This window comes from Leclercia sp. LTM14 (assembly GCF_023736175.1).
Taxonomy (GTDB): domain Bacteria; phylum Pseudomonadota; class Gammaproteobacteria; order Enterobacterales; family Enterobacteriaceae; genus Enterobacter; species Enterobacter barmai.
In genome coordinates, this window is sequence record NZ_JAIKTT010000005.1 from 154606 (window position 1) to 174876 (window position 20271).

21 protein-coding genes, 1 tRNA gene and 1 pseudogene are annotated in these 20271 nt (G+C 57.4%); 11 read left to right on the plus strand and 12 right to left on the minus strand.

The window, feature by feature from the left end; translation table 11 throughout:
- Nucleotides 1–13: 13 nt before the first annotated feature.
- On the plus strand, nucleotides 14–1159 hold the full coding sequence (locus tag K5I40_RS13040; RefSeq protein ID WP_223074690.1) for a porin: 1146 nt from the start codon (nucleotides 14–16) through the stop codon (nucleotides 1157–1159).
- Nucleotides 1160–1383: 224 nt separating this feature from the next.
- Here K5I40_RS13040 and mnmH read toward each other — a convergent pair whose 3' ends face one another.
- From mnmH to ppiB, 7 genes and pseudogenes are all read right to left on the minus strand, one after another.
- Nucleotides 1384–2454 carry a tRNA 2-selenouridine(34) synthase MnmH gene (gene mnmH, locus K5I40_RS13045; protein WP_223074691.1) on the minus strand — a complete coding sequence of 357 codons (1071 nt, stop codon included), beginning with the start codon at nucleotides 2452–2454 and terminating at the stop codon, nucleotides 1384–1386.
- A 74-nt stretch (nucleotides 2455–2528) separates the two neighbouring features.
- Nucleotides 2529–3595: pseudogene (purK, locus tag K5I40_RS13050) on the minus strand (5-(carboxyamino)imidazole ribonucleotide synthase).
- A complete protein-coding gene (purE, locus tag K5I40_RS13055; RefSeq protein ID WP_039032586.1) occupies nucleotides 3592–4101 on the minus strand; it encodes a 5-(carboxyamino)imidazole ribonucleotide mutase in 510 nt (169 codons plus the stop codon). Before purE ends, purK begins: the two are co-directional and overlap by 4 nt.
- Nucleotides 4102–4271: 170 nt before the next feature.
- Complete coding sequence (locus K5I40_RS13060; RefSeq protein ID WP_223074693.1) at nucleotides 4272–4460, minus strand: hypothetical protein; 189 nt, start codon at nucleotides 4458–4460, stop codon at nucleotides 4272–4274.
- Between the two features lie 70 nt (nucleotides 4461–4530).
- Nucleotides 4531–4740 carry a YdgH/BhsA/McbA-like domain containing protein gene (locus K5I40_RS13065; protein ID WP_039032584.1) on the minus strand — a complete coding sequence of 70 codons (210 nt, stop codon included), beginning with the start codon at nucleotides 4738–4740 and terminating at the stop codon, nucleotides 4531–4533.
- A gap of 143 nt (nucleotides 4741–4883) precedes the next feature.
- Nucleotides 4884–5606 (minus strand): UDP-2,3-diacylglucosamine diphosphatase, encoded by a 723-nt coding sequence (gene lpxH / locus K5I40_RS13070; RefSeq protein WP_223074694.1) that lies wholly within the window; start codon nucleotides 5604–5606, stop codon nucleotides 4884–4886.
- A gap of 3 nt (nucleotides 5607–5609) precedes the next feature.
- Nucleotides 5610–6104 (minus strand): peptidylprolyl isomerase B, encoded by a 495-nt coding sequence (gene ppiB, locus K5I40_RS13075; protein WP_039032582.1) that lies wholly within the window; start codon nucleotides 6102–6104, stop codon nucleotides 5610–5612.
- A 172-nt stretch (nucleotides 6105–6276) separates the two neighbouring features.
- Between ppiB and cysS the strand changes: the two genes are divergently transcribed.
- Nucleotides 6277–7662: a cysteine--tRNA ligase gene (gene cysS, locus K5I40_RS13080; protein WP_223074695.1), complete on the plus strand. Its 1386-nt coding sequence runs from the start codon at nucleotides 6277–6279 to the stop codon at nucleotides 7660–7662.
- An 86-nt stretch (nucleotides 7663–7748) separates the two neighbouring features.
- On the opposite strand, the gene K5I40_RS13085 is transcribed toward cysS, so the two are convergent.
- From K5I40_RS13085 to folD, 5 genes are all read right to left on the minus strand, one after another.
- Nucleotides 7749–8273: a metal-dependent hydrolase gene (locus K5I40_RS13085; RefSeq protein WP_223074696.1), complete on the minus strand. Its 525-nt coding sequence runs from the start codon at nucleotides 8271–8273 to the stop codon at nucleotides 7749–7751.
- Between the two features lie 72 nt (nucleotides 8274–8345).
- The gene (malI, locus tag K5I40_RS13090) at nucleotides 8346–9362 is read right to left on the minus strand and encodes a Mal regulon transcriptional regulator MalI (protein WP_039032579.1); all 1017 of its coding nucleotides are present in this window, start codon (nucleotides 9360–9362) and stop codon (nucleotides 8346–8348) included.
- Nucleotides 9363–9436: 74 nt separating this feature from the next.
- Entirely contained in the window at nucleotides 9437–10936 is a 1500-nt protein-coding gene (locus tag K5I40_RS13095; protein WP_223074697.1) for a PTS transporter subunit EIIC, read from the minus strand.
- 277 nt (nucleotides 10937–11213) lie between these two features.
- Nucleotides 11214–11426 (minus strand): ribosome-associated protein YbcJ, encoded by a 213-nt coding sequence (gene ybcJ / locus K5I40_RS13100; protein ID WP_223074698.1) that lies wholly within the window; start codon nucleotides 11424–11426, stop codon nucleotides 11214–11216.
- Nucleotide 11427: 1 nt separating this feature from the next.
- On the minus strand, nucleotides 11428–12294 hold the full coding sequence (gene folD / locus K5I40_RS13105) for a bifunctional methylenetetrahydrofolate dehydrogenase/methenyltetrahydrofolate cyclohydrolase FolD (RefSeq protein WP_039032577.1): 867 nt from the start codon (nucleotides 12292–12294) through the stop codon (nucleotides 11428–11430).
- A 223-nt stretch (nucleotides 12295–12517) separates the two neighbouring features.
- On the opposite strand from folD, the gene K5I40_RS13110 reads away from it, so the two are divergent.
- From K5I40_RS13110 to K5I40_RS13145, 9 genes are all read left to right on the plus strand, one after another.
- Nucleotides 12518–12594, plus strand: a tRNA-Arg gene (locus K5I40_RS13110).
- A gap of 116 nt (nucleotides 12595–12710) precedes the next feature.
- Nucleotides 12711–14009: a Fic family protein gene (locus K5I40_RS13115; RefSeq protein WP_223074699.1), complete on the plus strand. Its 1299-nt coding sequence runs from the start codon at nucleotides 12711–12713 to the stop codon at nucleotides 14007–14009.
- A gap of 65 nt (nucleotides 14010–14074) precedes the next feature.
- Nucleotides 14075–14422: an HNH nuclease YajD gene (gene yajD, locus K5I40_RS13120; RefSeq protein WP_039032575.1), complete on the plus strand. Its 348-nt coding sequence runs from the start codon at nucleotides 14075–14077 to the stop codon at nucleotides 14420–14422.
- Nucleotides 14423–14460: 38 nt separating this feature from the next.
- On the plus strand, nucleotides 14461–15306 hold the full coding sequence (locus K5I40_RS13125) for a hypothetical protein (protein WP_156126929.1): 846 nt from the start codon (nucleotides 14461–14463) through the stop codon (nucleotides 15304–15306).
- 165 nt (nucleotides 15307–15471) lie between these two features.
- Nucleotides 15472–15747, plus strand: a complete 276-nt coding sequence (gene yahO / locus K5I40_RS13130; protein WP_039032574.1) for a DUF1471 family periplasmic protein YahO — start codon at nucleotides 15472–15474, stop codon at nucleotides 15745–15747.
- A gap of 59 nt (nucleotides 15748–15806) precedes the next feature.
- Nucleotides 15807–15941 carry a hypothetical protein gene (locus K5I40_RS23935; protein WP_255296437.1) on the plus strand — a complete coding sequence of 45 codons (135 nt, stop codon included), beginning with the start codon at nucleotides 15807–15809 and terminating at the stop codon, nucleotides 15939–15941.
- Nucleotides 15942–16235: 294 nt separating this feature from the next.
- A complete protein-coding gene (locus K5I40_RS13135; RefSeq protein WP_223074700.1) occupies nucleotides 16236–16583 on the plus strand; it encodes a hypothetical protein in 348 nt (115 codons plus the stop codon).
- Between the two features lie 281 nt (nucleotides 16584–16864).
- Nucleotides 16865–17947: a YncE family protein gene (locus K5I40_RS13140; RefSeq protein ID WP_223074701.1), complete on the plus strand. Its 1083-nt coding sequence runs from the start codon at nucleotides 16865–16867 to the stop codon at nucleotides 17945–17947.
- Nucleotides 17948–18011: 64 nt separating this feature from the next.
- Entirely contained in the window at nucleotides 18012–20198 is a 2187-nt protein-coding gene (locus K5I40_RS13145; RefSeq protein WP_223074702.1) for a TonB-dependent siderophore receptor, read from the plus strand.
- Nucleotides 20199–20271: the final 73 nt, after the last annotated feature.

Here is a 20271-nt window from a genome sequence, read left to right on the forward strand (position 1 = left end):
TCAAGGAAAAACAGTGACAATAAATAAAAAAGCGCTGGCAGTCGCTATTGGCGCTGCAGTGGCATTGACGTCTTTTGCATCCCGGGCTGAAATCACCGTTCTGAAACAAGATCCGCAGGCGGGCAACCCGCTGAGCCGCCTCAACTTTACCGTTGGCGGCAGTATTCGTCCCCAGTTCCAGAATATGACCGGCGACGACGGCAAAAACAGCTACAAGCGTAACGGCTTTGACGGCGGCACCCGCTTCCGTTTCGCGGCAGATTACTACCTGTTTGATGACATCAGCTGGGTGAGCTACTACGAGCTGGGTGTGAACATTCCGGCCCAGTTCAACTGGGATAACCACCATGCAGACGGCGCGCGTGATACCTCCCGTCGTATGCTCTACACCGGCCTGAAAAGCGATACCTGGGGTACCCTGACCTTCGGTCAGCAGAACAGCGTTTACTACGATGTGGTTGGCGCGAAAACCGATATCTGGGACTACGACATGATCGGCCAGGCGCCGGGTAACGGCATCAACGGCGACTACGACGGCTCTTACCGTTCACGCCAGATGCTGAAGTACAAGAAAACCCTTGGCGATGCGGACATCTACGCCTCTTACCTGTTCGAAGACAGCGAATACCTGCCGGGCAACGGCCTGCGCTACAAGCGTAAAGGCGGCGGTTCACTGGGTCTGGATTATCGCCTGACCACCGACCTGACCTGGGGCGCGGCGTGGAACTACACCCGTGCGGACATGCGTAACCCGGATAACGGCGACAGCAAAACCTGGGATCAGAATATCCTTGGTACCGCGCTGAGCTGGACCCCGGACAACTGGACCTTCTCCGCAGGCGGCGGCTGGTATCAGAACTTCATGACCAGCAAAAAAGTGTCAGTAAACGACTACTTCGCGGGTGACGCGTGGGGTATTGAGTACTTTGCGGGCTATAAATTCCCGATTGGTCAGTATGCGGTGAAATCCATCCAGCCTTACTTCATGGGCGACCGCATCGAGACCATGAATGGCCGCAACTACCAGCGCATCGACAACGGCGTGGGTATCAGCTTCCAGCTGGATTACGGCTTCCGCGTGGATTACGAGCACGTGTTCACCTCCAGCACCGACGATCTGGGCGATATGAACCTGGTGCGTTTGCGTTACGACTTCTAAATCGTCTGTTCCCCGGTGGCGCTGCGCTTACCGGGGTTACGTGGGGTGCGGTCTATTCCCCGGTGGCGCTACGCTTACCGGGGCTACGTGGGGTGCGGTCTGTTCCCCGGTGGCGCTACGCTTACCGGGGCTACGTGGGATGCGGTCTGTTCTCCGGTGGCGGGGTTACAAAAACGCGCCGAACCTGTAGGCCGGGTAAGGCGTAGCCGCCACCCGGCTTTTTTTCAGCGGCTCAGCCACTCTGAAACATCCCCGTACGTCCCGCGATACACAATCTTCTCCGCTTTTTTCTCCAGCTGATAACGGTACATCGGGTCGTAATAGTCATTCAGCAGCGGCGCAAGCCAGCTGAAATGCGCTTCGGTGCTGCCGGTACGCTGCTGATCGTCCAGGGCGCAATCCAGCAGGGCGGTAAATTCTGCATAACGCTGCAACCCCAGACGGCGGCGGATGGCAAACAGTCCGTGGTGCAGATAGTCGCGATACTCCAGCCAGCCCGCTTCTTCTCCCCGCGCCTCGCGAAAGGCCTGCCACATCTGCGCGAAATACTCTTCCCGAAGGCGCTCAAGACGCACTTCAAACGGATCCTCGACCACCACAATCGGCGACTGCGTCATGCGATCGCGCAGGCATTCCGGCAGGTGGTTGGAGCCGATCATCCGGCCTTCGTCTTCCAGTACCCAGCGCGTGGCGTCTTTTTTTAATAGCTCAACCGCCAGATGGTTTTCAAAACTCGCCTGGGAGAGCTGCGGGGCCAGCGTGCGGCCAAAGGAGGAGCCACGATGGTGCGCCAGCCCTTCGAGATCCACGCCCTCAGGATGCGCCTTCACTAACAGCGTTTTGCCGCTCCCGGTGCAGCCGCCAATCAGCACGCTGGGTTTTTGCGCCTGCTCGACGGTCGCCTGCATTGCCGCCTGACGCAGCGCTTTATAGCCGCCCCGGATCAGCGGGTAATCCACGCCTGCCTCTTTCAGCCACGCCTGCACGATATGCGAGCGCTGCCCGCCCCGGGCGCAGCAGATGTAGCCCTGCGGCCGGGCAAAGCAGGCGGCGCGCCAGGCCTCCAGGCGCTGTTCGCGCGTCTCGCCACTCACCAGACGGTGGCCGAGCGCGAGCGCGGCTTCCGGCCCCTGGCGCTTATAGCAGGTGCCCACGGCGGCGCGTTCGTCGTCGTTCATTAAAGGCAGGTTGATTGCCGCAGGCATGGTGCCCTGAGCAAATTCCACGGGCGCACGCACGTCAATCAATGGCGTGTCGGCGGTAAGAATGGCGCGGTAGTCCGTCCCATCGTTCATAAGGATCCCTCAAAACAGCGATGGGCAGGATTTTACGCCGGGGAAGGGGAAGGTCAACTCCCCGGCGGTGAGGCTTAGCTGAGTGCGGACTGCGCCCAGGCAATACCGCTGGCGTACTCTGGCGGCAGCAGCGGCACGATAGCGTCCAGCGCGACGCTCAGGCGCGCGGTGTCGGTATCGTTCAGGTTCAGGTGGCCGACCTTACGACCCGGACGCACCTCTTTGTCGTACCAGTGCAGGTGCACCAGCGGCAGGTTCAGCCAGTCGTAGTTCAGATCGGTGCCGATCAGGTTGATCATCACCGACGGGCTGTTCACCACCGGCTTCGGCAACGGCAGCCCGGTGATGGCGCGCAGATGCAGCTCAAACTGACTGATGGACGCCCCGTTTTGCGTCCAGTGACCGCTGTTGTGCACGCGCGGTGCCAGCTCGTTGATCAGCAGACCTTCCGGCGTAACGAAACACTCCATCGCCATCACACCCACGTAGCCCAGCTCCTGCATGATGGCAGAGAGTATGCTTTCAGCCTGCGCCTGCTGGGCTGCGTCCGCCTGCGGGAAGACCACGCTGGTGCGCAGAATGCCGTCCTGATGCAGGTTGTGGGTCAGGGGATAGAAAACCGTGCTGCCGTCGTGGGCGCGGGCACCGACCAGCGACACTTCGCCGCTGAAATTGATGCCCTGCTCAACGATGCACTCGCCGTAGCACTCGTCCGGCAGCTGGTCGGTTTCACCGGCGCGCAGACGCCACTGGCCGCGGCCGTCGTAGCCGCCCACGCGACGCTTGACGATCGCCAGCTCGCCCAGCGTGTCAAACACGCCCGGCCACTGGCCTTTTTCGGTCAGCAGCTGCCACGGCGCGGTGGCGAGATGCAGATCGTCAAACAGCTGTTTTGCGTCAGGCGGTCGGCGATGATCGGAAAGACGTCGCGGTTGACGAAGGCGTTATGACGCGCCAGCTCGCGGGTTAAGGCGGTTTCAGGCCAGCGCTCAATCTCTGCGGTGATGACGCTTTGCTGAAACGGCACGGCTTCAGGTTCATCGTCCAGCCCAACCGGCCAGACGGTGATCCCCAGCGGTTCACCGGCCTGACGCAGCATACGGCCTAACTGGCCGTTACCAAGGACGCAAACCTGCTTCATGCCGCACCTCGCGGGTCGGGATTGTCCAGCACCTCGTCGGTCTGGGCTTTACGCCAGTCCGCCAGGCGCTGATGGAGTGCTTTATCGTGGGTTGCGAGGATCTGTGCGGCCAGCAGGGCGGCGTTGGCAGCGCCCGCTTTACCGATGGCCAGCGTACCAACAGGAATGCCGCGCGGCATCTGCACGATGGAGTAGAGGCTGTCGACGCCGCTCAGGGCTGCGCTCTGAACCGGGACGCCGAGCACCGGCACCAGGGTTTTGGCAGCAATCATGCCGGGCAGATGCGCGGCACCGCCGGCACCGGCAATAATCACCTGATAGCCGTTCTCTTCTGCGCCTTCGGCGAAGCTGAACAGTTTATCGGGGGTGCGGTGCGCGGAGACCACTTCAACGTGGTGAGGAACGTTCAGGATGTCAAAGATTTCGGCGGCGAACTGCATGGTAGCCCAGTCGCTTTTGGACCCCATTACGATGGCGACACGCGCCGGATTATTGCTGGAAGACATGCGTCTTAAAACTCCTGTGGTGCACAACTCTCGGCTTTTGAGGTGACAGAGAATAGCACGATCTACAGGCAAGGAAAACGGTTGCGCGGCTAAAACTTCCGCCAAAGTCTGTCGCTTTATGCAATAAAAAAACCGCCAAAAGGCGGTCTTTTTACAGTCTGCTTTACGGCTTACAGCAGATTGCCTGCGGTCAGGTTCTCTTTGTCGAAAGCATGGTTCACATCAATATGATTCTGATGCACCGCCGTGTCGATATTCGAACCCGCTTCCGGGGTGGAGAAATGGTGCTCTGCAGCCATCGCGCCAGAGGACAGTGAAGCGGCCAGCAGCAGGGCGCTGACGATACTGATAGTTTTCATTCTCTTTTCCTTTTTCATCGTATTGTCGCTGTCGCTGGGCTCTTATCTGGCGGCACGGCAATCGGGCAAATTATTTAGTCAGTTCAGCGGTCATGTGCACGCGGTTGTCGAACTGGGCGCTGGTGATTTTGTAAGCAGCACCTTCTTTTGCGGCCTGAGCGGCAATTTTCGCTTCTGCACGGTCAAGGGTAGAGGCGGTAGCGCTCACGCTCTGGGCGAAAGAACCGAAAGAGATCAGAGACAGAGCGGCAACTGCAACGAAAGTTTTGATGGATTTCATGGTCATGTTCCTTAAGCTGTTTTGTTTGGAATAGGGCGTTGTTGCCCTGATGTGAGTAATCATAGGCCGACCAGAGTGTGATTAAAATCAAAACAATTTGCTGAGATAGTCCAAAAAATTTGAATGATTTCTGGGCAGGGATTTCAGAACGGGAAGGCGATAAGATCCACATCTTCAGGCGTGACTTTGACCATCGAGCCTTCGGTGTGCCAGGCCCCTAACACCACGCGCTTAGCGGGTTCGCCGTTTACGGTCAGTCTATGGACGTCCGGGCGATGGGTATGGCCGTGGATCAGCCACTGCACATGGTGCTTTTCCATCACGCTGACCACCGCCTGCGGGTTTACGTCCATGATGGTCATTGATTTGCTGCTGTTAGCGGCTTTGCTGCCGGCACGCATTTTTGCGGCGATACGGCTGCGGATAAACAGCGGCAGGGCGAGAAACAGCGTCTGGATCCAGGGGGTGTGCACTTTGGCGCGAAACGCCAGATAGCCGGTATCGTCGGTGCAGAGCGTATCGCCATGCATGATCAGGACTTTACGGCCATACAGGTCGAGGACGGTCTCTTCCGCCAGCAGGGTCATGCCGCAATCACGGGCGAAGCGTTTGCCCAGCAGAAAGTCGCGGTTACCGTGGATAAAGAAGCAGGGGACGCCGGAGTTGACCAGCGCTTTAAGCGCACTCGCTATGTCGCGGTGCAGCGGGTTCGGATCGTCATCGCCAATCCAGGCTTCAAACAGATCGCCCAGGATGTAAAGCGCGTCGGCGTGGCGGGCTTCGCCCTGTAAAAAACGCAGAAAACCGGCGGTGATCGCCGGTTCTTCTGTTTGCAGATGCAGATCTGCAATAAAGAGTGTCGCCACGAATTATTCGCTGACGGTCACGCTTGTGATCACAACGTCTTCTTTTGGAACGTCCTGGTGCATGCCGCTGCGGCCGGTAGAAACGCCTTTGATCTTGTCAACCACGTCCATACCCTCAACCACTTCTGCAAACACACAGTAGCCCCAACCCTGCAGGCTTTCGCCGGAGAAGTTCAGGAAGTCGTTGTCTGCTACGTTGATGAAGAACTGCGCGGTGGCAGAGTGTGGCGCCTGAGTACGGGCCATTGCCAGGGTACCGCGGGTGTTTTTCAGACCGTTGTTCGCTTCGTTTTTGATCGCCGCTTTGGTCTCTTTCTGGTTCATGCCAGGTTCAAAACCGCCGCCCTGGATCATAAAGCCGTTAATAACACGGTGGAAAATAGTGTTGTCGTAGAAACCTTCGCGGCAGTAGTCCAGGAAGTTTTTAACTGTTTCAGGCGCTTTGTCATCAAAGGTTTTGATTACGATATCGCCATGATTAGTGTGGAAAGTAACCATTTTTGCATCCTGTTCCGTTATAGTGGTGCTTCGACCCCGCCAGGGGCCACAATAAGCGCTTGTTATAGCATAACCGCAACGCGCGATCACCTTGCATTACTTGCTGCTTCCGGTTTGAATTACCATTAGAATATGCCGTTTTCACCCACACACGTCTCACATGGAATCTTCGATGTTAAAAATCTTCAACACACTGACGCGCCAAAAAGAGGAATTCAAACCTATTCATGCCGGGGAAGTCGGCATGTACGTGTGTGGTATTACCGTTTACGATCTCTGTCATATCGGCCACGGCCGTACCTTTGTCGCCTTCGACGTGGTTTCACGCTACCTGCGTTTCCTCGGGTACAACCTTAAGTATGTACGCAATATCACCGATATTGACGACAAAATTATTAAGCGCGCTAACGAAAATGGCGAAAACTTCGTCGCCTTAGTCGATCGCATGATCGGCGAAATGCACAAGGATTTTGACGCGCTGAATATCCTGCGCCCGGACCTCGAGCCGCGCGCAACGCACCATATTCCGGAGATCATTGAGATCACCGAACAGCTTATTGCCAAAGGCCATGCCTACGTGGCGGACAACGGCGACGTGATGTTCGACGTGCCGACCGACCCGCACTACGGCCAGCTCTCCCGTCAGGATCTGGATCAGCTCCAGGCCGGGGCGCGCGTGGATGTGGTTGACGTGAAGCGCAACCCGATGGACTTCGTGCTGTGGAAGATGTCCAAAGAGGGCGAGCCAAGCTGGCCATCCCCGTGGGGCGCGGGCCGTCCAGGCTGGCACATTGAATGTTCGGCCATGAACTGCAAACAGCTGGGTAACCACTTCGATATTCACGGCGGCGGTTCTGACCTGATGTTCCCGCACCATGAAAACGAAATCGCCCAGTCCACCTGCGCGCATGACGGCGAATACGTGAACTACTGGATGCACTCCGGCATGGTGATGATTGACCGCGAGAAGATGTCTAAATCGCTGGGCAACTTCTTCACCGTGCGCGACGTGCTGAAGTATTACGATGCCGAAACCATCCGCTACTTCCTGATGTCCGGCCACTATCGCAGCCAGCTGAACTACAGCGAAGAGAACCTCAAGCAGGCGCGTTCTGCCCTGGAGCGTCTGTACACCGCGCTGCGCGGCACCGACACCTCCGTGCCAGCGGCCGGCGGCGAGGCGTTTGAAGCCCGCTTCGTCGAGGCGATGAACGACGACTTCAACACCCCGGAAGCCTACTCTGCACTGTTCGATATGGCCCGTGAAGTGAACCGCCTGAAAGGGGAAGATGCCCACGCCGCCAACGCGCTGGCTTCCCATATGCGTAAACTCTCCGGCGTGCTCGGCCTGCTGGAGCAGGAGCCAGAAGCCTTCCTGCAGAGCGGTGCGCAGTCGGATGACGGCGAAGTGGCGGAGATTGAAGCGTTAATCAAAGCGCGTCTGGAAGCGCGTCAGGCGAAAGACTGGGCCGCTGCCGATGCCGCGCGTAACCGTCTGACCGAGATGGGTATTATCCTGGAAGATGGCCCGCAGGGTACGACCTGGCGCCGTAAGTAACCCCTCACCCTAACCCTCTCCCCATAGGGGAGAGGGAATAGTCCGGTTTTCTCCCTCTCCCTGTGGGGAGGGCCGGGGTGAGGGCATCAGCGCGCACGCCGCCACCACAACATCCCCATCACAACCACCCCCGGCAGCCACACCCACAGCAGCTCCGAGATAATCACCTGATGCCCGTACGGCGTGGTATAGCGTGAGAGGGCAAAGGGCGCGACCTTAATCACCTGCCAGGGCGCGAAGAAGCGTTCATCCGACCACGGCCACAGCCAGCCGACCCCTTTCCCGCCCGTCGTCACCGAATCCAGCAGGCTGTGCGACAGCAGCGACACGGTTAAAAACAGCCAGCAGCGCATCAGCCCCGCCCGGAACCATCGTCGCCCGGCCAGCACGCAGAGTAACGGCACCACAAAGGCAAACAGCAGCGAGTGGGTAAATCCGCGATGACCAAAAATATTGCCGTAGGCGACGCCAAACTTAAATGACAGCACGTCGGCATCCGGCAGCATAGCGAGAACGATCCCGGCGAACAGCAGGCGAGGGGGAATAACCCGGGTGCCCAGCCCCAGACCGAGGCAGATCGGTACGGCGGCGTGGGTAATGATGGTTGGCATAGTGATTATCCATGGCAAATCATGGAAATATAGCAGAGCGCCGCTGAACTCAGGTCCCGGCGGAAATCTGAATTACGCCGATTCCCGCGCGACAAGCTGTCCGGAGAGGGTAATGCGCTGGGTTTGCAGCTCAGGCTCTTTCAGCTGGCGGATCATCAGCCCCGCCGCCTGACGCCCGGTCTCTTCGCTGGCGGAGGAGACATAGGTAAACGACGGGGAGGTGAGATTAACGTGCAGCATATCCTCAAACCCCACCAGCGCTACCTGCTGGGTAAGAAAGACATCTTTCCCCACCGTGCGGCCAACGTGATGAATACCGGAGATAGAGCCGATCATCGCATCCGGGGAGTGGCAGAGCAGGGCGGTGATGGTGTTGTTTTTCTCCAGCAGCTGGCGGGTGGCGAAGCTCACCGCCTGGGTATCGTCGCTGCATGCGGGGGCGGATTCGTCGCGGAACACCAGCCCGTTTTGCGTCATCGCGCTGCGAAAACCCAGCAGGCGCTGCTCGCGGATCAGATCTCCCTCCCTGCCGCCGATATAGGCGATATTGCGATGGCCGCGCTCAATCAGATAGCGGGTAGCCAGATGCGCCGCCTGACGATTATCGCGCATCACCAGATTGCAGGTTTCGTTGAGCAGCGACTGCGACACCGCCACCAGCGGCAGCGGGCACTGGCGGATCAGCGCCGGCAGCGCGGCATGACGCGTATCGGAAGCCAGATAGATTACCCCGGCGACGCCCTGCTGTTTGAAAGAGAGCAGGCAGCGCTCGAGGTGCTCGCCGTCGTTCAGCGGCTGGCCGAGAAAGACCATATAACCCTGCTTTTCCAGCTCCTGGACGATGCTGGCCATCACTTTGATGGAAAAGCTGTCGCTGAAATCGCGCAGGATCAGGCCGATAAGATTGGAGGTGTTGGCGCGAAGATTGGCGGCGGCCACGTTATGCACGTAGCCCAGGGCGGTGATGGCGGCGTGGACTTTTTCAATCGTCGCCTCTGAGATCTTTCCTTTCTGACGCAGAACCAGCGAGACGGTAGAAACAGATACCCCTGCCTCTCTGGCGACATCTATGATGCTGACCTTCTTCACATCTTCTCCCTGAAATGCCTGATAAGACAACGCCTCCCGTAAGAGTACAGGAGACGTGTCGGTCAGGCAGCTTATTATTTACCGATTATGGTCGACATCGTCTGGGCGATAAACTGCGCCCGGGCGCCAAAGATAACCTGAATACCGGAGTCGCCAACAAAGACCACGCCGCGCGCGCCGAGGCCGTTCAGACCGTCCTTATCCACCATGTCGCTCTTCGCCACTTCCAGACGCAGACGGGTGATGCAGGAGCCCACAGAGTCGATGTTCTGCGCCCCGCCCAGCAGGCCGATGATCTCCGTGGCGATTTCGGTGTCGGTTTTATCATCCGCGTTGGCCGTCACGTCGGTGCGGCCCGGCGTTTTCACGTCGAAACGACGGATCACGAAGCGGAAGGTGAAGTAGTAAATCAGCGCCATCGGAATACCGATGATAATGGCGTTCAGGAAGTTGGTCTGATAGCCGTTAAACGACGGCAGGATCCCGAACGACAGGTAGTCGATAAAGCCAGCGGAGAAGGATTTGGCGATGTGCGCATGCAGCAGGTACATGGTCATGTACGCCAGGCCCGCCATGATGGCGTTAAAAACATACAGGATTGGTGCCACGAAGATAAAGGTGAACTCGACCGGCTCGGTGATCCCCGTCAGGAAGCAGGTCAGCGCCGCAGAGAACAGGATACCGGCGGCAATCTTTTTGTTTTTGGTGTGCGCTTCGTGGTACATCGCCAGACAGGCCGCAGGCAGGGCAAACAGCATCAGCGGGAATTCGCCCTGCATGAACTTACCGGCGTTCTGATAGGTGTCGCTGCTGAAGGATTTCACCCCTTCTTCCAGCATCTTGAACCAGATGGTCTGGTCGCCGTGGATCACCTGGCCCGCCTGGGTGGTGTAATCCCCGAACGAGTACCAGAAGGAGGGATACCAGATGTGGTGCAGACCCAGCGGGATCAGCGCGCGTTCCACCAGACCGAAGATAAAGGTCGAGGCTGCCTGGTTATCGCCGTTCACAATCACCGACAGCGCGTCGATACCGGCCTGGATATGCTGCCAGACGTACGGCAGCAGCAGACCCATCACAAACGCCAGGAACGCCGTGGCAATGGCGACAAAACGCTTCCCGGAGAAGAAGCCGAGGAACTCCGGCAGCTGCATGGTGTGGAAGCGGTTATAACACCACGCGGCGAGGATCCCGCACAGCAGGCCGCCAAAGACGCCCATCTGCAGCGTCGGGATGCCCACCACCATGGCGTACTTACCGCCCTGAGAGGCCATCTCCGGCGTGATGCCGAGTACGGTGCCGATGGTGATGTTGGTGACGAACACCGCCACCGCCGCCGACAGCGCCGCGATACCGGATTCAGATGCCAGACCGACGGCCGAGCCGATGGCGAACAGCATCGGCAGGTTATCAAAAATAACGCCGCCCGCGTTCATCATTAGCGGCAGATGGAATTTATCGCCGAAAGCCAACAGCAGGCCTGCAGCGGGAAGCAGCGAGATCGGCAGCATTAACGCGCGACCAATCATCGACAGTTTTGACAACGATTTAACCAACCCTGACATCAGACCCATGCTGATTTCCCCCGAGTACGCTCTGTGAGCGCTATTATAGTGAGTAGAACGTTTTAGTAGAACGTTCTACTTATCGTGAGGAAAGCCTGAAATTCGCGCAACTTAATTTTCACATTTCAACAGATGAAATAGTGATTATTTGAAGTTGATCGATAATTAACCGCGATGGAGGTGGGGGAATGTTGAGGAAAATTGCCGGGTGGCGGCTGGCGCCTTACCCGGCCTACCGACTCATGTAGGCCCGGCAAGCGAAGCGCCGCCGGGCGTGCCAGATCGCTCAGGCAGTAACCGTAACGCTCTGACCTTCAAAACTCACGGTCTGCCCGGCAACGATTTTGCAGCGCTTACGGGTTTCTACCACGCCATCAACCTTGACCAGACCGTTGGCAATAACGATCTTGGCCTGGGCGCCGCTTTCGCTCCAGCCTTCGAGCTTCAGTAGATCGCACAGCTCAACGTGCGGATGTTTACCTAATGAAAATGTCGCCATCTTACGCTTCCTCTACGTCGTGATACTCAACGCATGCCTGCAAAGTATTCTGAATCAGTGTTGCTACGGTCATCGGGCCTACGCCGCCCGGAACCGGAGTGATATAAGAGGCACGTGCGGCGGCATCTTCATACACCACGTCGCCGACCACTTTGCCGCTCTCGAGACGGTTAATCCCCACGTCCACGACAATTGCCCCTTCCTTAATCCACTCACCCGGAATAAAGCCCGGCTTACCGACCGCCACGATCAGCAGGTCGGCATTTTCGACGTGCTGGCGCAGATTCTTGGTAAAGCGGTGGGTGACGGTGGTGGTGCAGCCGGCGAGCAGCAGCTCCATGCTCATCGGGCGACCGACGATATTGGAGGCGCCAATGACCACGGCGTTCAGGCCGTAGGTGTCGATATTATACCGCTCCAGCAGGGTGACGATGCCGCGCGGCGTACACGGACGCAGGCGAGGCGCACGCTGGCACAGGCGGCCCACGTTATACGGGTGGAAACCGTCGACGTCTTTATCCGGCGCGATACGTTCCAGTACCTTCACGTTGTCGATGCCCGCAGGCAGCGGCAGCTGAACCAGAATGCCGTCGATCTCTTTGTCGGCGTTCAGGGTATCAATCAGCTCAAGCAGCTCTGCTTCTGAGGTGGTTTCCGGCAGATCGTAAGAGCGGGAGAGGAAGCCAACCTCTTCGCACGCTTTACGTTTGCTGCCGACATATATTTGTGAAGCCGGATTGCTGCCGACCAGCACAACGGCCAGCCCGGGAGCGCGTTTTCCAGCGGCCCGACGTGCTGCCACTTTTTCCGCAACCTCAGAGCGCACCTGCTGCGCAATCGTTTTACCGTCAATAATCTTTGCTGCCATCAGAGAGAAGATTCCGTCTGTAAGGAGTGAAAGGGGGGATGAGCATATTTTGTCAGAAGCGCGCGCTGCTGTCAGTCACACTTTGCGGATTTTCCTGTTAAGCGGTCCTGTTGCAGGGCATGGGTATGAACTACAAGAGGATTGTACTAAAATGCATTGACTCAACCTGAGTTGACCGTATAATTCCACGCGCTTCACCACTGCGAAGTTTCTTCTTCTCCGTGCGCCCTTAGCTCAGTTGGATAGAGCAACGGCCTTCTAAGCCGTAGGTCAAAGGTTCGAATCCTTTAGGGCGTGCCATTCAAGCACCGTTTTCTCCCCCAGACTTTTCACTTTTATTGATTCTGCGTCATGTGCTTTTTCACATCTCTGCGTTAAACTATCTCAAATATTGGATATTTTGAGATAGTTTAATCATGGCCATTAAACGTCCCCCCGGTCTGATACCTCTGGAATTTCTGACGGGAGCCGATATTGCTGCCCATCAGCAATATGCACGCACCACTGACGACAAAGGCCGGTATCTTCCCTTTGATGCATTCAGACACCGGGTATCCCCGCGCGAGAACGTGGCGCTTGCCTGGACCCTGACGCGTCGCGCCCGCGATGCCGCGCTGCAGCGAATCGATTACCGTAACCAGGCGGGTGATCAGGCCGGATTCGTGCTCACCTCCGCCCTCTTCGCCACCTGCGAAAGGGTAGATAAACAGGCCACCGGTCTGGCGCTGGATAGCCTGATAAACCGCCTGCGTGGCGCGGGAGCGGCGTTGATCCAGCTCCAGCTCGATGAACCGATCACCAGCTCGCAGCTGGAGGGGGCTAATACCACCACGCTGGTGGCCAGAAACATGCTGGGCTCCGGTCGTGCACCGCGTACCGAAGGCGAGCATATGATCGTCGGTAATGCGCGGCTGATGGCAGCAATCCCTGAATGGTTGAATGAGCCCCTTACACCAGAGCTTATCCGCCGTATGCATGCGACAGGGATGGAGGGGATTAACGATGCGAAGTATCAGCCCGGCGAGTTCCGCACGACAAACGATGTTGTGATTGCCGATTACGACGGCAACGTGATCCATCAGCCGCCAGCGGCAGACCAACTCCCGGCCCGCCTGCAGGGCATTTGTGACTGGGTGAACAGCAGCACGGACTATGTACACCCTCTGGTGAAAGCCTGCGTCCTGCATTTCATGATCGCCCACGAGCATCCTTTCCGGGACGGAAACGGGCGCACCAGCCGGGCGCTGTTTTACTGGTTTATGCTGAAATCGGGTTACGAGGCGTTTAAATACATCTCGGTAAGCAGCCTGCTGCATGCCGCCCCGGTGAAATATGCCCAGAGTTACCAGTACACGGAAACGGACGGCATGGATCTGACTTATTTTCTGGAGTACCAGACCGGCATCGTCCGCCGCGCGCTGGACCGGCTTCTGCAGCATGTTGATGGCCTGGTCACCCGGGCGGCAAACATTGAGCGGTTCCTGTTCGAATCGCGGGCCTTATCGCGCCTGACGTCCCGCCAGATCACGCTGCTGAATATCATGCTGGCAACATCGACAACGGCCTATACCGCCGCAGACGTCAGCGAGGCGCTGGGGATATCCGATAATACCGCCCGTAAAGATTTACGCGCCCTGGTGCGTGAAGGGCTGGCTGAGGAAACCGCGGCAAACGATCAGAAAACGGTTTACAAAATCGCGCGAAACCTCGTTTAACCTTCGGTTCCATTCTGCGATATAGTAGGGGCATTCTCGTCTCCTTCTGACAGGTAACACCGGCAATGGCTCTGATCCCCAAAAACTACGCGCGGCTGGAAAGCGGCTACCGTGAAAAAGCCCTTAAAATTTATCCATGGGTATGCGGACGCTGCTCGCGGGAGTTTGTTTACTCAAACCTGCGCGAGCTGACGGTTCACCATATCGATCATGACCATACCAACAACCCGGAAGATGGCAGCAACTGGGAGCTGTTGTGTCTGTTCTGTCACGATCACGAGCATTCGAAGTACACCGAGGCCGACATCTACGGGACAACCGTGGTGGCGGGTGAAGATGCGCAAAAAGATGTAGGTGAAGCCACCTATAACCCCTTTGCCGATCTGAAATCGATGTTGAATAAGAAGAAGTAAATCAAGCCGGGCTGAAAACGGGTAAGTATGTTGAGGGAATGATGTCCGGTATTGCGCATTACTATGTACAGCAGCAGAGCGTGAACACCCAGCAGGTGGCGACGCTATCGGCTCAGGTCTCATCTTCCGGGGCGTCCCAGACCAGCGTCCCGGCCTCCTTTCAGCAGATGTCCAGTGCGTCGCAACCGATCGTAACGCAGCCTGCGATCCCGACGCTGCATGCCGCCGATACCCGCCAGACCGCCGTTGCCGCCACGCCAGCCTCGTTTGGCCAGCTGGATCAGTACGCCCGCATCCAGGGCTGGAGCGAAAATCAACTCGCGCTGATGAACCGCCTGTCGCAGTACAAAAAGGGTCGCTCTGGTCCGTCGTGGACGGCACCGGGCGGAAGCGTTCGCGGTATTCGCAATAACAACCCGGGTAATCTCGAAGCCAGCTGGGCATTCAGCTGGCAGGGTCAGAATGGCACCGACGGGCGCTTTGCCACCTTCGCCACGCCGGAGCACGGCATCCGCGCGCTGGGCGTTAACCTGCTCTCCTACCAGCGACGTGGTCTGGATACCATCAGTAAAATTATCTCGCGCTGGGCGCCCCCGCAGGATAACAACGATACCACCGCCTATATTCAGAATGTCAGCCAGGCCCTCGGCGTCTCGCCCACGACCCGCCTGGATGTGACCTCTCCGCCGGTCCTGCTTGCGCTAAGCAAGGCGATCATTCGTCAGGAAAATGGGAACGTGCCTTTTACGGATGAGGTCATCAACAGCGGTGTCTTCTCCGCGCTGGGGATGGCGGAGCTGTCCGGCGTTGAGCCTTCGGTGCTGAAAAGCGCGCCGGTTGAACAAGAACACGCCCCGTTTGTGCTGCAGGCCCGCCAAAATTAAACCGCCAGTTAACGCGGATTATCCGTATTTGTGAAGCAACACTCTGTTATAAAAGAAACTCCCCGGAAACGTGGCTTTTCCTGCGCTTGTTCACCATGCTGATTAAACCTCACGCTATAGAGTGAGGCGATCGCTGCTCGTTTACTCATCACAAGGGATCAGGTTATGAAAAAGACGATTGCTGTTCTGCTGGGTACCGCCGTGTTGTTCACCTCCAGCGCTTTCGCTGCTGAATTGCTGACGCGGGAAGACTTTAAAAAAGTCGAAACGCAGTACACGAAAATTGGCACTGTTTCGACCTCTAACAAGGTGTCGGTTTCAGATGCCAAAAAGGAGTTGACGGAAAAAGCGGATAAAAAAGGTGCAGACGTACTGGTACTGACGTCGGGGCACACGGAAAACAAAATCCACGGCACCGCGGATATCTACAAGAAAAAATAATTCTGACGCCACCCCGTAGCGGGGTGGCGCAGCGCACACCCCGTATCTGGCGACCGTCCATGCTTTACTGGCTGGCAGGGGCGATTTTTTTACTCTCCTGCGCCGTGCTCTTTCCTGAAATAAAACAGGCTGAACCGGTATTTGTTGGCTATCACCTGACAGGTACGATTGACGGATGTGAGGTCTACCGATAAAAGCCAAAGAGCGTGGGCCTCGCTGTCACAGCGCTTTCCATTAACCTGCAAAAAAGGCAATGTGGCCTATATCACCCTCAATCATGCTCAGCTTGGAATATCGGTGATTATCTGCGATCGCGCGCCGGAAAAACGCGATGCGCGCTGCGAGTCTATTTTTTACAGGCAGCCCTATTATGATAATGAATAACAAAGCAATGCGCTGGAGCATTATTTTTTCTGCTGGCCGTTTCCCCGCTGTTTGTTGCCGGGTATCTGCATTATTAGCGCAATAATTTTAGCTGCGAGACGCATGTGATTATTGTTGAACAGGGTGCGGTAATCGATACGGTAATGAACTTTTCGTTTAATAATGGGGTCGGGAGTTACGACGCATCAGGAGAGTATATCGAAGAGAATGCCCAGCCGGTGGCGATCAGTAATAAGGTAGGGTTCAGTTACTGGCGCGAAGGAGACGAAACGATCATGGTCTCTGACGAAACCAACGTCCTGCCGAAGAAAAAATTAAATTACCTTTCTTATGTCCCGGATTTCTTTCAGCACCGGGAGCGGGGAATAAGACTGAATATCCTGCCTGCGAATGCGGACAGCTATTACTTTATCTACAGTAATTCCCCCGTCATATATTGCACCAAAGGATAATATCCCGCCATTAAGGGGGTAATTTCTTACCCCTTTTTTACTTTGTTGCCCCTATTTACACTTGATCACAGATAGATAATGCGTATAGTTCTCATTCTCTTTAGTGTTTGTGGGCGCGAATGGACTTTCCCGCAGCAACAGTGAATGCACTTTTCACACGGAACACTGAGCGTTACGGGAGACGCTGCACTGGCCTGACGGTCTGAATCCACAAACCTAATCGCAAAACATAAGCGACGCAGGCGTCCTCCTCACATTTTGCACGGTAAAGGATGTTCCTGATGACCAAAAAATTATCCGCTCTGGCGCTGCTCGTGGCCGTCTCACTCAGCGGCTGCGCTGCACAGCACACCGCGACAAGCGCACCCGCCGCTGACGCTCCGAAACCGGCCGCCCCTGCCCAGACCAACGTCGTAAAACGCGATCTGGCTGACGGCCTGTACGAAATGGTCCTGAGCCCGAAAGGGGACGCGCTGTACGTTGCCAGCTCGGAAGGCTTTAAGGATGTGCAGGGCGGGGTGGTGTATAAGCTCGATCCGGCGACCCTTAAAACCATTGGTCGCAGCCATACCGATCTGAAAAACTTCGCCCTCGCTATCTCCCCGGACGGTAAAACCGTTTATGCCACCAACTCGCTGGACGGCGGGATCAGCGCCATCAGCACCGAAGACGGCAAAATCAAAAAGCGCCTGCTGTTTACCGAGCGCAACAAAGAGGGCTACCCGTACGGCGCGCGTCAGGTTCTGCTGCATAACGACGTCCTGTACATCGGCGGCGTAGCCGATCCGGCGGTGATTTGGGTGGTGGATGCCAAAACCCTGACACTGAAAAAAACCATCAAAAACGCGGGGCAGTGGGTCACCGGCCTGATGTGGTCTGAACAAACCCAGCGTATCTATGTGGCAAACGGCGGCGGTGAAATTCTGATTGTTAATCCTGAGCGCAACCGCATCGAAAAACGCTGGAAGCCGCTCGGGGATAAACCGGCCCTGCTGCTGAACCTGGCGGAAGATCCGGCCACCGGCCGCCTGTTCGTCACCGACAACTCAAAAGCCAAAACCACGCTGGTGCTGGATATCCACACCGGGGCGCTCGTTAAACAGCTCGATGTGGGCGATTCGCTGGCGGTGAAATTCAACGCTAAGCGCAACGAGCTGTACATCACCCAGCGCGAAAGCGGCAAGCTGCTGAGCCTGGATGCCACGACCTATGCCGTGAAGCAGAGCTGGGATCTGCCGCCGAATCCGAATAGCCTGCTGCTGTCGGCGGATGGTCAGACGCTGTACGTCACCGTGAAACAGGCGTTCAACAAAGACCACTCTACCAACGGGCCGGACAGCGTTGTCCGTATCGCCCTGAAATAGACGTTTTTATAACAATTAAGGCCCGGCAACGGGCCATTTTGCGCGAACTTTGAACGAGTTAATCATGAACAACACCGGAAAAATGAACAAAACGCTGCTAGCCCTCGCCATCGGCACGATCGCTCATTCCGCCGTCGCGGCGGAGAGCAAAAAAGAAGAGACCATCGTGGTGCAGTCCGCTGCCAGCGACTTCAAACCCGGCGGCGACCAGCTGGTACCGGCCTTCCTGGACGGCCAGGTGGCAAACGGCGGACGCATGGGGATGCTCGGTCAGCAAAATGCGATGGACGTACCGTTTAATATCATCAGCTACACCTCGAAGCTGGTGGAAGATCAGCAGGCCCGCACCATTGCTGACGTGGTCGCAAACGATGCGGGCGTGCAGTCCGTGCAGGGCTACGGCAACAGCGCGGAGAGCTATCGCATTCGCGGCCTGAAGTTCGACGGGGACGACATGACCTTCGGCGGACTCTCCGGCGTGCTGCCGCGCCAGGTGGTGGACGCCCAGATGGTGGATCGCATTGAGATCTTCAAAGGCGCCAACTCCCTTATGAACGGCGCAGCCAGCTCCGGCGTGGGCGGGATGATCAACCTTGAGCCGAAACATGCGGGCGCTACGCCGCAGGCGAAAGTGGGCGTGGACTACACCTCCGATTCGCAGATTGGCACCACCCTGGATGCCGGTCGTCGCTTTGGCGATAACGACCAGTTTGGCGCCCGCGTCAACGTGGTTCACCGTGAAGGCGAGGCCCCGGTAGCCAACGATCGTCGCCGCACCACGCTGCTCTCCACCGGCCTGGACTATGCGGGCGATAAGTTCCGCAGCTCCGTGGACCTGGGTTATCAGATGAAAACCTTCCACGGCTCAGAAACCGGGGTCAACATCTCCGGCGTTGATTTCGTGCCCGAGCCGCCGAAAAACGATCGTAACTACTCGCAGAAATGGGCCTACAGCAACATCGAAAACGAATTCGGCATGTGGCGCAGCGAGTACGACATCACCGACAACTGGACGGCTTACACCGGTCTGGGTGCCCAGCACGCCCATGAAGAGGGGCTTTACAGCGGTGCGAAGCTGGTGGACAAGAGCGGCAAAGCCACCGCGTCGCGTCTCGATACCAACCGCATCAGCGACAGCGTGAGCGGCATGGCGGGCATCCGCGGTAACTTCGATACCGGTTTTGTGTCGCACAAGGTGAACGTCGGCTACTCGGCGATGAGCAAAAACGAGAAAATCGCCTGGAAGATGTCGGCCGCGAAGGATAACCCGGTCACCAACATCTATCACAATACCGGCGTGGACGCGCCGCCAAGCACTAACTTAAACGGCTCCGGCGGTAACTACAGCGATCCGCTGACCAGCGGCCGCACCCGCACTCAGGGCTGGCTGCTGAGCGACACCCTCGGGGTGCTGGATGACACCCTGCTGTTCACCGTTGGGGCCCGTCATCAGAAGGTGGTGATCCGCGGCTATAACAAAATCACCGGTCACGAAAACGAGGCGGACAGCTTCGACGGCAGCCGCTGGATGCCGACCTATGGCGTGGTCTACAAACCGTGGGAGACGGTATCGCTGTACGCCAACCACACCGAGGCGCTGCAGCCGGGTAAAACCGCGCCAAACACCGCCACCAACTACGGCCAGAGCACCGGGATCGTCCACTCTAAGCAGAACGAAGTGGGCGTGAAGGCCGATTTCGGTCGCGTTGGCGGCTCGCTGGCGCTGTTTGAGATCAAAATGCCGTCCGCCATTCTCGACAGCCAGACCAAACACTACGGTCTGGATGCCGAGCAGCGTAACCGCGGCGTGGAGCTGAACGTCTTTGGCGAGCCGGTGCTGGGCCTGCGTCTGAACGCCAGCGCCACCTGGCTGCAGGCGGAGCTGACCAAAACCAACAACGGCGTTAACCAGGGCAATGACGCCATTGGCGTCCCGAGCTTCTACGGCGTGCTGGGGGCAGAGTATGACATCAAGCCTGTCGACGGCCTGACCGCCACAGCCCGCGTAAACCACTCCGGCTCGCAGTATGCGGATCTCGCCAACAGCAAGAAGCTGGACAGCTACACCACCCTGGATCTGGGCATGCGTTACCGCTTCGCGGTCAACAATGACCAGAACCAGATGACCGTTCGCGCCGGGATCGAAAACATCACCGACGAAAACTACTGGTCAAGCGTGGACGACGGCGGCACCTACCTGTTCCAGGGGGAGCCGCGCACCTTTAAGGTCTCTGTCGGCTACGAGTTCTGAGTTCGACCCTCGTTATCGGGGCAGGGATGCCCCCTTCTGACTGTTATAAAAATGTAATCAATTGTACTTATAG